Source organism: Pseudalkalibacillus decolorationis (assembly GCF_024609785.1).
GTDB classification, from domain to species: Bacteria; Bacillota; Bacilli; order Bacillales; family Fictibacillaceae; genus Pseudalkalibacillus; species Pseudalkalibacillus decolorationis.
The window spans coordinates 57528-71249 of sequence record NZ_JANHJQ010000004.1 but is presented as its reverse complement, the minus strand read 5'-3'; the positions used below and the strand labels follow the sequence as shown (position 1 = coordinate 71249).

Here is a 13722-nt window from a genome sequence, read left to right as displayed (position 1 = left end):
CTGTTGATTAGCCGTATAATCCAATCAGCTAATGTTGCGTTGAAGCCGCTTTCATACTACTATTAAACTACTATCACAAAAAAAGGGGAATGAACGTGGGGAAAACAAAACATACAGGACCGATGCATATTTCGAAATCTCCGGATCCTTCACTCTGGGTGAGTAAGGTTCCATTTGGACTTGGTAAAATAAAACCGCACCACATTCGAGACACGATAAAGGTTGCCTGGGAGAATAAAGATAATCTGCCATATGCGACACGAATTTTAACACAAGGTGTTTGTGATGGGTGCGCGCTCGGTGTTGCAGGCCTTCAAGATCAAACCCTTCAGGGGCCACACCTTTGTACAACACGATTGAATGTACTCCGACTAAACACAATGCCTGAAATGAAGCCTGAAATTGTTCATGCGGACATTGATGAATTGAAAAAGATGAGTAGTACAGAGCTTCGAAAGCTTGGGAGAATTCCGTATCCTCTCATTCGAAAACCAGGTGAAAAGAAATTCAGCCGCCTTTCATGGGATGATGCACTTGATACAATTGCGGAAAAAGTAAAGAAAATTGACCCAAAACAATATGGATTTTATTTAACGTCTCGAGGAATCACAAATGAATCTTATTATGTAGCAGCAAAGACAGCCCGATTCCTTGGTACAAATCATGTAGATAATGCTTCTCGTATTTGTCATTCACCTTCAAAAACAGCATTGAGTCGTTCAATGGGGATTGGTGCCTCAAGCTGTACTTATAAGGACTGGATCGGTACTGACGTCCTCGTATTCTGGGGATCAGTTGCTGCAACCAACCAACCTGTTTCTACGAAATACATGTACGCAGCGAAACGCAAAGGTACGAAGATTATTGTTATAAACCCTTACCATGAACCTTCAATGGATAACTATTGGATTCCTTCGATTGCAGAATCTGCCTTATTTGGAACAAAGATTGCAGATGATGTCTATCAAGTGAACATCGGCGGTGACATTGCTTTCATGCACGGAATCATGAAGCATTGGTTTGAGATGGAGGAAGCGGAACCAGGTTCAGCCGTTAATCATGAATTTATTCAAGAGCATGTGAACCATTTCGATGAGCTAAAAGTGAAAGTGCAGTCCTATGATTGGGAAACTCTTGAAGAGTCATCGGGTTTATCAAAAGAGCGGATGGTAGAGCTTGCTGTTTTACTCGCAAAATCAAAGTCAGCCGTATTCGTTTGGTCGATGGGTCTCACTCAGCATCGCTTTGGTACAGACAACGTCTCACAAGTTGCAAATCTAGCACTTTTACAAGGATATGTTGGACGAGAGCATTGTGGTGTTATGCCCATCCGCGGACATTCCGGTGTACAAGGTTCAGGAGAAATGGGAGCCGACCCGTTTGTACTACCTGGTGGCGGTTTTGATGAAAAGAACGTAGCCCGACTTGAAAAGATTTGGAACTTCGATATTCCGAAATGGCAGGGGGATATCGTTGGGGTAAGTCTTGAAAATGCGGTGTTACCGGAAGATCATGAACGGAAGCTTAAACTCTATTATATGTCTGGTGGAAACTTCCTCGAAACGATGCCTGATCCTGACTTTGTAAAAGAGTGTCTTGAGGGAGTAGATATCCGTGTTCATCAGGACATCATTTTCAATACGTCTACATTTGCCGATGCGAAGGAAGCAGTCATTGTTCTACCTGCGATGACTCGATATGAGCAGCCAGGAGGAGGAACGTCAACATCGACAGAGCGAATGGTCTATTTTTCACCTGAGATTAAGGGTCCCCGTATCGGAGAAGCACGTGCTGAATGGGAGATTTATGTGGATCTTGCTAAACGTGTTAAGCCGGAGCAAAGTCATCTGATTGAATTTAAAAACGCGCAGGAAATTCGGGATGAAATTGCGAAAGCTGCACCGAATTATAATGGAATACAGTACCTTAAGGAAAAGGGAGATGTGTTCCAGTGGGGTGGTGCTTGGTTGTGTGAAGACGGTAATTGCCCAACTCCGGATGGTAAAGGGAACTTGATTGCGATGGACATCCCTGAATTACGACGGGCGGAAGGACGTTTCTATGTTACGACTCGGCGTGGAAAGCAATTTAATTCAATGATTTATTCAGACAAAGATCCATTCAATGATGCCGATCGTTATGATGTGTTGATGAATGCTGATGATGGAAAGACATACGGAATTAAAGAAGGGGAAGCTATCGTTGTTTACAATAAGTTCGGTCTTCTTCATGGGAAAGCCAAGTTTGTGAATGTAAAGACTGGAAACATTGAGGTGCACTGGCCAGAGGGAAACGTCCTCTTGCCGAAGGGTGTTTATGAAGAACTAGCAGGTATTCCTGAATATAATACAGCAGTAATTGTGGAAAAATCAGAAACCTTCCATGCCCAAAAGGACACGAAGTATCTGGAAAAAAGAGTTGAAGAACTGGAGCAGGAAGTAGGATAATGAATTAAAGAAACGGGGATTGGCTCCAAGTATGAGAGCCAATCCTCGTTTACACGTTGATAATTCATTATCGACTGTTCTAGTCCACCCTCGAAAGGAAAATAATATGAATCATAAATTAATGTTCGAATCCTCATGGGAAAAAGCCATTTCACCGGTTGACCGCAAAACGATCACGGAAATTTATCTTAACCAACCACCAGTTGGAAACACCATTACATATACAACGATCCGGGCGGCACTTAACCATTATGGCGCACTATTAGCGATGGTTTTAATTCAAAACGGGACCAAAGATTCATTTTCGATTCGAAATCTAGATCTTCAATACGAAGAAGAAGGAAGAGGGGTCATCGCACAACACTGTTTCAACCTTCCGAAAATTATCATCGAAAAACACACTTCAATGCCTTGGACCTTCGTTTTTCCACAAGATACAATTGCCCAACGACCGTTATTAATAAATTGGATTCTAGCAGATCATTAATATTCAAATAATTTTAAAAAATAAGTCTTTTTATCTACTAACCTCCAAAATACTATGGTAATATGAAGAGGAATGTACATATTTTTACAAGGGGGATTTAGATGAAAACAAAAAGATTGCTATCAATGCTAGTCATTGTACTTGGTCTTTCTATGATTCTTGCAGCTTGTAATTCAAGTGGCGGGGGTTCCGATGGGGGTTCCGAGGAAGAGCCTAGTGAACTTAGTCTTCTAACCGGGGGTACAGGTGGAACGTACTATCCACTTGGTGGAGAAATTGCTAGCCTCATGTCTGACAAAACTGAAAAGACTGTCACTGCACAATCATCTGGTGCATCGGTTGAAAACATGCAAACATTACAAAGTGGAGATGCTGATTTAGCCTTCACCCAGACAGATATTGCGAGCTATGCAGTTAATGGAGAGTTGATGTTCAAGGACGGTAAAGTGGACAATATCCAAGCGATTGGAACTTTGTATCCTGAAACGATTCAGATCGTCACACTAAAAGATAGTGACATCGAGTCCGTTGAGGATTTAAAAGGGAAGACGGTTTCAATCGGAGCACTTGGTAGTGGTACGGCAGCTAATGCTGAGCAAATTATAAAAGTTCACGGCCTTTCGTTAGAAGATATCGATGTTCAAAATCTAGCATTCGATGAATCTACCGAAGGCATCCAAGACGGTAAAATTGATGCGGCATTTATTACATCAGGTGCCCCGACTGGAGCGGTTGAAAGCTTATCTGCCATGAAACCAGTTAAGATTGTACCAATTTCTGCAGATAAAGCGAAAGAGCTTGCAGATGAATATCCATACTATGCGGAGGATGTAGTTCCGGCGGGTACGTATGGTCTTGAGAAGGAAGTGCCGACTGTAGCGGTTCTTGCCATGCTTGTTGTACGTAAAGATTTAAGTGAAGATACCGTTTACGAATTAACAAAAGCACTGTTCGATAACTTGGATCAAATTAAACATGCTAAAGGTGAGAAAATCAGCGCTGAAAAAGCACTGGATGGAGTTGGAATCGAACTCCACCCAGGTGCTAAAAAATACTTTGATGAAAAAGGGATTGAAACTAAGTAAACAAAGTCTAGGTCGGGGCAGCCTCCTCGGCCTATTCTTTACATGAGAGATAAGAAGTACAAATTTTGCTGCATAGATGCGATGTTTTTTATAGAGGTTGTTCAAAAAGTCCGGTAAAAATAGCTGTCGAATTTCTTCGTTGTTCGATCTCTCCGGTCCTCACGTATTAATAGCATACGTTCTGGTCCTCGAGATTTTCACGTCTCGAACTTCTCGGCTCTTTTTGTCCTCCTTTTTGAACACGCACTTATAAAGGCTGTACTAAAAATGATAAATATGCATTCAGGTGAACACATGATAGTAAAGCGTAAAGGTATCATTCTTCTATTAATAATAATGCTGTTAGTGGCTTTGTCAGGCTTAATCCCATATGGAAAGGCATTAACAGTAGAATACGAGAATTCTAATCGATTACTTGCTTATATGCCTATCGAAGATCAACAACGCTTTCAAATCCGTTATACCCATTCCGTTCATCGCACTCTTGTTGTGGAAATCTATCAAATCGATAATGAGCAAATTGTGCAAGTAGAGCTTATCTATGAAAACTTTGCCATTGGAATGCCTTCAAATGCACATGGCGAAGAAACATTTAATCACAAAGACGGGAAGTATTTCATTTCGAATATGCACCGTGTTTTTAACAAAATAGATTTACGGACGGGACAAGTTATCGCAAACCACACTTTGATTGTCGATGGTGTTCAAAAGCCGTTTCGTGAGTTTGTTGAACCTGGTACTTGGGCGAGGTTGGAAGTGGCATCACTGAGTTTCTGGCAGCGGTTGAGAGGAGATGAAATTACTTGGAAGAAAAAGGATTGAAGAAGAATCAACAATTGTCTGAGGAAGAAATTGAACAGCTGATGGCAAAGTATGATCCTGAGGCTGGCTTTCGAAAGCTGACGGGTGTCATGGGTTGGATTGTAATAGCGTTACTCCTCAGCTTTTCACTATATCAATTATATACCTCTCTTTTTATTGGATTCGATCCGCAAATTCACCGATCGATTCATTTAGGCTTTGCATTATCACTGACCTTTTTGTTGTTCCCGGCATCTAAGAAAAAAAAGCCGCGGACGAAAAAGAAAAAGTTTCAAATATCTTGGATTGATGGCGTTCTAGCGTTATTGAGCGTCGTTGTCGGATTGTATTGGCCTTTTAATATTCAAGAACTTGTTTTAAGAGTTGGTCGGTTGGAAATGATGGATTTTGTCATAGGGGGACTTGCGATAGTCCTTGTCCTAGAAGCAACAAGGCGTGTAGTCGGAATGCCGATTACGATTATTGCAGCCTTGTTTCTCGTATATGCCTATTTCGGACCTTATATGCCTGGTTTCATTCAGCATAGAGGTATTGATATCGACCGAATTATACGGACAATGTTCTTCACTACCGAAGGGATTCTCGGTACGCCATTAAAGGTATCATCAACCTTCATCTTTTTATTCTTATTGTTCGGTGCTTTCCTTATAAAGACTGGAGTAGGGCAGTATTTTAACGATCTAGCTGTTGCTGTTGCAGGAAAGCGTGTTGGTGGACCTGCAAAGGTTGCTATTTTCTCAAGCGCACTGCAGGGGACAATCTCTGGAAGCTCTGTCGCTAACGTAGTAACATCGGGAGCTTTTACAATCCCAATGATGAAAAAGCTGGGTTATCGAAAAGATTTTGCTGGTGCGGTAGAGGCAGCCTCTTCCACGGGAGGACAATTGATGCCGCCGATTATGGGAGCTGCAGCCTTTCTAATGGTTGAATTTATTGGTGGTATTTCCTATTGGGAAATCGCAAAAGCAGCTGCGATTCCTGCAGTTTTATATTTTGCGGGGATCTGGATTATGACCCATTTCCAAGCAAAAAAGATTGGTCTTCAAGGCCTTAAAGAAGATGAATTACCGGATCGAAAGGAAATTCTTAAAAAGATCTATTTACTCTTTCCGATTGTCATTGTTGTCATCCTGTTAATGACCGGCATGAGTGTTACGAGCGCTGCATTATGGTCAATTTTGTCAACAATTGTGGTTGGTTTTATTAATAGGGATCAGCGAATGGGATTGATGGATATCATTTACGCGCTGATCGATGGTGCGAGGACTGCGATCGGTGTTGCGACGGCTACAGCAGCAGCTGGTATTATCGTTGGTGTTGTAACACTTACAGGGCTCGGGTTAAAAATGGCCAATGGACTTGTTGACCTTGCTAACAACGACCTGTTTTTAACACTGGTTTTTACAATGATCGCTTCCCTTATCCTCGGGATGGGCTCACCGACGACAGCCAACTATGTGATTACGTCCACGATCGCAGCACCGGCCTTAATGGCATTAGCTGTCCCAGAATTATCTGCCCATATGTTTGTCTTTTATTTCGGAATTATCGCCGACATTACACCACCTGTTGCACTTGCTGCCTTTGCTGCCGCAGGGGTATCTGGGGGTGACCCGCTCAAAACCGGGGTCATATCCTCAAAACTAGCGATTGCAGCTTTCATTATTCCGTTTATTTTCGTTTATTCACCGGAACTAATGATGATTGATACGACGTGGACAGAAGTCATCTGGATTTTCTTCACCTCGTTCCTCGGGATGATTGCTATTAGTGCCGCTATGATTGGGTATTGGATCCAACGAACAAACTGGATTGAACGGATACTCGCTCTTGCAGCCGGTATTCTGTTAATTTATCCTGAGGGCTTAACAGATCTAATCGGATTAGGAATGTTTGCAGGTATTCTCGCTGTTCAATACCTTGTTAAACGTAAGGATGTTGATCAAACGCCCCAATCTGCAAATGTTTAATCGGTGATCGATTATATAGCGTAGACAAATTTAAACTAAAGGCTGTGGATATATAAATTCAGCCTACCTTATAAAGGAAAATCGTAAAATCAGGGGGTCCTTCTTTTTGGGTACCTCCTGTTTAATTTGAATAAGTTTTAAGCTCCTATGATCATTTTCCCTCTTTTATTTCGGCCACAGATTGAATTATATCGGCCACACATAGTAAAATAGTCCCGATTCCGCTTTACCCCTTGATAAAAAAATTTTAATCTCCTAATGTACAAGAAAATAAACGGATCCTTACACGATGGCCAATCCGTTCTTTCTTAGGTGGTCATAGGTGAGAAAGTATGAAACTTTTGTTGTATAGAATTAAAGCCGCTTGCATTTTTCTTTATACAAAATTCAGCCTTTAAATGTGGTGATACGAGGGTTTTTGCGATTGGTAAATAAAAAGGATTGAACTGTTTGACCAGTCATGACAAATAGGATTGGTTTTTGTAGATAACTTTTTTAAATTTTGACCAGATTCTGACAAACATTGTGAATCGGACAAAGTATACTCATATTATCAAAGGCATAGAATATTAGGTTCCGATTTGAAGGAGGTGTCTATTGAGGGGGATCGGGATATGAGATTGAAAAATAGAAGGGAGAAGGGATTTATAATGGTTGATTTGGTATCGTATTGTATGGTTTTATGGTTTGCAATTATTCATATGGTTTGCACAAAACAACAAGAATGGAACTTCTCTACTCCGACTTTCTGTAAGTTTGTAAAGGTTCAGCATGAAATTACAGTCAAACGAAATAGGAATCAAATTATACGTAAATTAAGAAGAAGTGAACTATTTCGTCTGAAGGGGGATGTGCTTTGGGATACTTCATAAGACAAAAGGCTGAGGGCTACTAGTTTTCTTTACACTGAATGACTTATATAATGGAAGGAGAATGTTATGAAGGAATGAGGGATGTTCGTGAGCATACAATCAAGCTCTGTTGTACAAAAAATGATCGATCGTTTAGTAAATATTAAAAGTGAGGTTGACCAAAATCCATCATCAAGCAAGGTAAAGGAAGAGCTAAGTGCCGTGAAAGCTTACTGTGACCTATTAATGGAAACGTCAAATGATAACACATCAGAAAAGCCTACTGTACGCTCTATTAAGTCGGGATCGGAACCGAGAGAGCAGCAGTCTGTACAAAATTGGCCCTCGAATAATTCTAGTAAATTGAACGGTGAAGAGGATAATGGGGATTCCATTTTTGATTTTTAAGAAACAGTAATGGGCTTGGCAAAAGCCAAGTTTTCTTTACACGTTAAGAAAGTATAAAAATACTTTCTATAGTATAAGTGCAACTAAGGCGATCGCCAGCGCTAAAGCTTGGCGCTAGCCAAGTTTTCTTTAGATTTTTGTTCATTTCCTGGGAATTGATCAAAATAAGTTTCGAGAAATTTACATAAAATCGTTCATTTATGGAAATATTAGGTCTTTAGAAGCGTTCAAAGAACACCCGAAAAGCCTCATGCGGAAAAGGGTGTTCGTTTTTTATACTTAAAACAAGAACAAATGTTCGCATTTAATTTGTTTTTTTAATGTGTGGACTTGCTTTATTGATAAAGGAGTGATTCTAACATGACAAAGAACAAACAGCAGCTCTTGAATCGAATCGCAGAACAACAAGACTTTTTAAGCGCATTTTTACAAAGTCCAGAAAACGAGCAAGAAATAATACGTTTGATTGAAAATCCAACAATAGAACATTACAAACGGATAGATAGACAATTCCAAGCCTTTTGTTTCGAGTGCCGCTTCATCCATTACGTTTCTCGAATGATCTATTTTCAGGCGATTAATTACATTCGTAAGCTCCGGAAAAGTCAGTCCCGACTTATGTATGGTGAAACAGCAGAAGGAGAGTGGATTGTAAATGCGGCGGATCTTACAATTGAGCAAAATGAGATCGCTAGCCCTTTGCTTTTTGCGGCAATGAGTGATTTAACAAGTCTTCAGAAACAAATTGTTGAACTTCACTATCAAAGAGGGTGGAAGTTAAAGGAAATTGCAAACTACCTCAATGTGAGTCCGCAATCGATTTCGAAAACACATCGACGAGCGTTAGATCAGCTCCAATTACGAATGGAGGGGAAAAAATATGCTTGAAGGAGCAAGTGCTGTCGGCTGGTTTAACCTTATTCACAATGTTGGATTTCCTGCGGTTGTGGCACTCTATTTACTGCTTCAGTACGACAAGCGTCTTCAAAGTCTTGAAAAGTCGATTGAAACGCTTAGCGATGATTTACAAAATCAGGATCGGGAGGAAAAAGATGAACCTTCTTCAACTAGTCAAAAGCGCAAAGCAAGGTGATGTGAAGGCACAGCAAGATCTTATTGACCGCTTCGAGCCGAAAATAAAGCAAACGGTAAAGTCAATGGGAACAAGGTATCAGGAGGACGTAGAACAGGAGGTAAAGTTGAAAATTCTTGAAGCGGTTCGTACGTATGACACGAGTGGTACACCATCGTTAAGTCAGTTATTGCAAAAGTCGAAGGAGGGAAGGGATCTTTTAGAGGAGGTCCAACAATTCACTAAGAAGTCGGAACATTCTTAATCATTCTTTACCACACCTAAAAAGGCGCTTCCGCTTTTCTTAAGAGGTAAGAAAGTATAAAATTTTAATGCAAAGAGGCAATGTCTAGCTCCAGCGCCCAGCCACTCGGATCACTTCAGTCCCCTTCCGGCGGCAACACACTGAAGTACTCCATGTATATTCCCACGCAGGGCCGAACTTGTTTGGGCCGAGCCTCCTCAGTGGCCTTCCAGTGACCTTCCTGGCTACCCAGGGCGCTTCCGCTTTTCTTAACCAAAGGTGACAAAACTTCGAATATACAGAGCCGGGAGTTGGCAAGAAGGGTTCGATGATTTAACATTAAAATTAGTTAGTAAGTTAGAGTTGAACAATCAATATTTTATAAAAGATAGGTAGGAGAAGCTTAATGTTTAAGTTGTTTATCATACTTGGCGCAGTTAATGCTGGGCTAGCCGTAATATTAGGTGCATTTGGTGCGCATGGCCTTGAATCAAAACTATCTGCAAAAATGATGGAAGTGTTTAAAACAGGCGTTCAATACCATATTTTTCACGCGCTCGGTCTGTTTGTTATTGCCTTCTTGGCAGATAAGTTTGCGGGCTCCGCATTAATTCACTGGGCAGGATGGGTGATGCTAATTGGAATCGTACTTTTCTCAGGAAGTCTTTATGTCCTAAGCACAACTGGCATTTCAAAGCTCGGGATCATTACTCCATTTGGTGGATTGGCATTCATCATTAGCTGGCTGTTGATTGTAATTGCTGCAATTAAGGCATAAAGAAAACTTGGCAATGCCAAGCCTTCTGCGCAGGCTGAGCCTTAGTCCCTAAAGGGATGACCTGAAGGCCCTTGCTTTATACTTTCTTAACGTGTAAAGAAAAGAGATGTCTCACAGGAGGCATCTCTTTCGTGTTTCACAGTTCAGTTAACGATAAACCCACTGTCACAGCTCCTGACCAGGTGCTATTAATTCCACCTTATCACCTTGGAGAATATGTTACCATTTGCCCGCTTTGCCCACCGTAAGGATAGCTGTAATCCAACTCTTCATCAAATGTAACGTAATCAAGATAAACCATTAGAAGTAAATACCGTTTACCTGTTTCTGGATCACTTATAATAATGTGATCACGCCCAGCTGCTTCAATAACCCCTTTGAAAATTTTTGCAGTCCATTTCGGATTGCCTTCGAATGTCATATAGAAGGTTCCGATTTTTCCACGATTGAGTCGTAGAATATTCTCAATATAAGACTGTTCGACAGGGAGCATACCTTGTGGGCCTTGTGCCTGGCCTGCGCCTTGCCCCTGTCCTTGCCCTGGGAATCCTGATGGATAGCCGCCTTGCCCTTGCATCCCACCTTGATTCATCCCTGGGTTCATACCCATCGGATAACCATTCATACCGCCTGGATTTTGCCGATAATTCATAAGAGACCTCCTCGTCTTCAATGAGACTTCTACTAATTAGGTATACTCAATGCTCGTATGAGTTATGACACCTAAAAGGAAGAATCGGGATTACAGCAAGTTGAATTCACCTTAATAAGTAGAGTAAACGCCCGCACAGTTAGATTCAGTAGGCTTATAAAAACAATGAGATTTATAACGACCAGCATTCCATTGATTAAACCATTGCTCAGGACAATTACCTGGTGGCTTAAAGAACCAAAGTGAGTAGGAAGCAGGATGATATCTTTTACCAGCAATCGTTTTTTTGGCAAGTTTAATTTCACTTTGTCGTGCGCGTTGGTAAAAATATCCCTTTTGGGTCGCTTCAAATCCTCCTGGTGACTGAAATACCATATCGCGAATCGTATCAATGTTCTCAAAATCCATGCAATCTCCTCGTACACGGTTGATTCCAGTATTACCGACCATCAACATCCCGAGTTTACCATCACCCTCAGCCTCAGCACGCATGAGCCTAGCAAGCAACTTGACATCAGATTGAGGTGCCTTTACAACAGCCATACCTGTCACCTCCTCGAATTAGCAATACATAACTGCCTAAAACGCACATTTTTATACTTATGATGATATTAGAAAAATCATGACAGCAAATAATGAAACCATTACCCGGAAAATCAATAAACAGAAAAAGCACCGCTTCATAAAAGAGGTGCTTCGTACAATGTTTATATCCGCTTATACTGCTAGGAAGGAGCTGATCTTTTCTTTTGGCAGGATATTCCCGACATAGAAGGTACCAAACTCTCCAAAGCGTGCACTCACTTCATCAAAGCGCATTTCATATACAAGCTTTTTAAATTGGAGGACGTCATTCGAGAACAATGTCACGCCCCACTCCCAATCATCAAATCCAACTGATCCAGTAATAATCTGTTTCACCTTACCGGCATATCCACGGCCAATCATGCCATGCTTGCGCATCATTTCACGACGCTCCCCCATTGGAAGCATGTACCAGTTATCATTACCTTCACGTCGCTTATCCATTGGGTAGAAGCATACATGATCCCATTTCGGTAGAGCAGGCTTTAAGCGTCCTTGAATCATCGGATCTGTTTCTGGGTCGACATCTTTTGAAGCCATGTAGTTGCTTAGCTCGACTACCGAAACATAGGAATAAACAGGAAGCGTAAATTCGGCAAATGTTGTCTTATTAAATGCAGTTTCGATTTCATTTAATTCTTCCATCGTCGGGCGGAGGAGCATGATCATTACATCTGCTTTTTGTCCTAAAATTGAATAAACCGCGTGACTCCCTTGCTTTTGTGCTTCTTTAACTTCCCACTTTTCGAGAAAAGTCAGCAATTCATTTATCGCATATTCTCGTTCATTACTTGATAAGGCTTTCCAGGCAGCCCAATTCATCGTACGGAAATCGTGCAAACAATACCAACCATCTAATGTTTTGGCAGCTTCGTTCATCACAAGACACTCCCTTTTCTTTACTATAAGTGCGTGTTCAAAAAGGAGGACAAAAAGAGCCGTCATATATGAATTTCAACTAAATTCGTAACGTCCTGTTACAACGTTGAACTGACTCACATCGTGTGAGCCCAAGGCACGAAAATCTCGAGGAAGGCCACTCACTTGAAGGTTTCTTTGCTGCCTTGCACCGAGGAAACTTTCATCGATAGCATTGACTAGTTAGACGCAGGTGCACAATGAATGTACATCGATGAACTCAACGCTTTCTTGTAATACGTGAGGACCGCAGAGATCGAGTAACGAAGAAATTCGATAGCTATTTTTACCGGACTTTTTGAACAACCTCTATAAAAGTTCCGTTTCTATCATACCATAATTAGTCCTGAAGATTAAAAGCTGACACAAAACGCTCAAATTATTGATGTTTTCATTACAACAATGGAGATGGTAAATCAACTCGTGTAGCCCGCGTTATAATCTTAAATGTATCTTCGAATATGATTTTCTAGTGTTTGTGTTAGCGTTGCTTGGTCCTCGGCTTCAATACGAGAGATCGTTAGCATTGATTTTTGCTCATCAACATCAAGAGCTTCTTCCAAGAACCCAAGCATTCCTTTTCCGCGCTTATCAACCTCAAGCATTAAGCGAACACGATCGCGCTCCGGGTAAAAGACGACCTCAAGTTCATCTAGGTCACCATGGAACGGTCCTGATGATGGAATAAATTCAAATTCCTGTGCGAAAGGCCGGTTGTTTTGTAAATGCCTTTTCACATGTACACACATGGATTTTCGAAGGCGAAGGCCAAGCTGTTCTAGGGAGGCAAACACGTTTTCAACTATATCTGTAGATTTTATCGTAATATAATCCTCGTCCTTCGGGTCTATAGCTTGTTTGATATCTAGTCCTGTCTTTAACCATACCGGCGTCTTTCCGATTGTTAGTGGGACATCGTATGGTAAAGGCATGGTAAAAGGAATTTTCTTCTGCTCATTAGCTGCAATCGTAATGTCCTGAGCTACACGAACAGAATCAAGAGTGTGTGCTTGCTTGACTTTATTATCGTCCACCTCGCGTATATATTCGGTCATCAGATATAGGTTGATTTCATCGATATGTTGCTCAACCTTTCCTCCGTTAATTTCGACAACCCCTTTAATCATCTCTCCTGCATAAAACATGCTCTCTTCCAGTTTTGTATCAACAACAGCGGCACCAATTCCAACACTAGCAAGTACTCGATTAACAAAAGACATCTAACATACCCCTTTCTAATTTGAAGAATAGTTAATAGTTCCTCTAACATTTACGGATGTCTGTTCAACAGGTTTCAAAAATCTTTGAAAATTAACAAGTTAACAACATTTTACGGTAAAGCGTTTTCCTGAATAATATTGGTTTCGTTAACGGTTAAAAAGGAGTATTCTTGGAAATGAAGA

At 41.1% G+C, this 13722-nt stretch carries 15 protein-coding genes; 11 read left to right on the top strand and 4 right to left on the bottom strand.

Translation table 11 applies throughout. The features are described from left to right. Positions 1–95: 95 nt before the first annotated feature. From NON16_RS05175 to NON16_RS05125, 11 genes are all read left to right on the top strand, one after another. Complete coding sequence (locus tag NON16_RS05175) at positions 96–2447, top strand: FdhF/YdeP family oxidoreductase (RefSeq protein ID WP_257347540.1); 2352 nt, start codon at positions 96–98, stop codon at positions 2445–2447. 106 nt (positions 2448–2553) lie between these two features. After that, on the top strand, positions 2554–2934 hold the full coding sequence (locus tag NON16_RS05170; RefSeq protein ID WP_257347539.1) for an SLAP domain-containing protein: 381 nt from the start codon (positions 2554–2556) through the stop codon (positions 2932–2934). 101 nt (positions 2935–3035) lie between these two features. Beyond that, positions 3036–4019, top strand: coding sequence for a TAXI family TRAP transporter solute-binding subunit (locus NON16_RS05165; protein WP_257347538.1), 984 nt, complete (start codon positions 3036–3038; stop codon positions 4017–4019). Between the two features lie 294 nt (positions 4020–4313). Then, positions 4314–4841: a DUF1850 domain-containing protein gene (locus tag NON16_RS05160; RefSeq protein WP_257347537.1), complete on the top strand. Its 528-nt coding sequence runs from the start codon at positions 4314–4316 to the stop codon at positions 4839–4841. 41 nt (positions 4842–4882) lie between these two features. Then, the gene (locus tag NON16_RS05155; protein ID WP_257347667.1) at positions 4883–6811 is read left to right on the top strand and encodes a TRAP transporter permease; all 1929 of its coding nucleotides are present in this window, start codon (positions 4883–4885) and stop codon (positions 6809–6811) included. A gap of 614 nt (positions 6812–7425) precedes the next feature. Next, the gene (locus NON16_RS05150) at positions 7426–7683 is read left to right on the top strand and encodes a hypothetical protein (protein ID WP_257347536.1); all 258 of its coding nucleotides are present in this window, start codon (positions 7426–7428) and stop codon (positions 7681–7683) included. Positions 7684–7770: 87 nt separating this feature from the next. Continuing rightward, on the top strand, positions 7771–8070 hold the full coding sequence (locus NON16_RS05145) for a YwdI family protein (protein WP_257347535.1): 300 nt from the start codon (positions 7771–7773) through the stop codon (positions 8068–8070). Positions 8071–8430: 360 nt separating this feature from the next. Next, complete coding sequence (locus tag NON16_RS05140) at positions 8431–8958, top strand: sigma-70 family RNA polymerase sigma factor (protein WP_257347534.1); 528 nt, start codon at positions 8431–8433, stop codon at positions 8956–8958. Further along, positions 8951–9163 (top strand): YvrJ family protein, encoded by a 213-nt coding sequence (locus NON16_RS05135; protein WP_257347533.1) that lies wholly within the window; start codon positions 8951–8953, stop codon positions 9161–9163. The genes NON16_RS05140 and NON16_RS05135 overlap by 8 nt, the downstream gene beginning before the upstream one ends. Continuing rightward, complete coding sequence (locus NON16_RS05130) at positions 9123–9407, top strand: helix-turn-helix domain-containing protein (RefSeq protein WP_257347532.1); 285 nt, start codon at positions 9123–9125, stop codon at positions 9405–9407. Before NON16_RS05135 ends, NON16_RS05130 begins: the two co-directional genes overlap by 41 nt. Positions 9408–9792: 385 nt before the next feature. Further along, entirely contained in the window at positions 9793–10164 is a 372-nt protein-coding gene (locus NON16_RS05125) for a DUF423 domain-containing protein (protein ID WP_257347531.1), read from the top strand. A 202-nt stretch (positions 10165–10366) separates the two neighbouring features. Here the strand turns inward: NON16_RS05125 and gerQ are convergent, their stop codons facing one another. The 4 genes from gerQ to NON16_RS05105 form a co-directional block, all read right to left on the bottom strand. After that, entirely contained in the window at positions 10367–10816 is a 450-nt protein-coding gene (gene gerQ / locus NON16_RS05120) for a spore coat protein GerQ (RefSeq protein ID WP_372508749.1), read from the bottom strand. Between the two features lie 111 nt (positions 10817–10927). After that, a complete protein-coding gene (locus NON16_RS05115) occupies positions 10928–11359 on the bottom strand; it encodes a cell wall hydrolase (RefSeq protein ID WP_257347530.1) in 432 nt (143 codons plus the stop codon). 174 nt (positions 11360–11533) lie between these two features. After that, positions 11534–12280 carry a hydrogen peroxide-dependent heme synthase gene (gene hemQ / locus NON16_RS05110; protein WP_257347529.1) on the bottom strand — a complete coding sequence of 249 codons (747 nt, stop codon included), beginning with the start codon at positions 12278–12280 and terminating at the stop codon, positions 11534–11536. Between the two features lie 482 nt (positions 12281–12762). Next, a complete protein-coding gene (locus NON16_RS05105) occupies positions 12763–13539 on the bottom strand; it encodes a sporulation protein (protein WP_257347528.1) in 777 nt (258 codons plus the stop codon). Positions 13540–13722 lie beyond the last annotated feature (183 nt).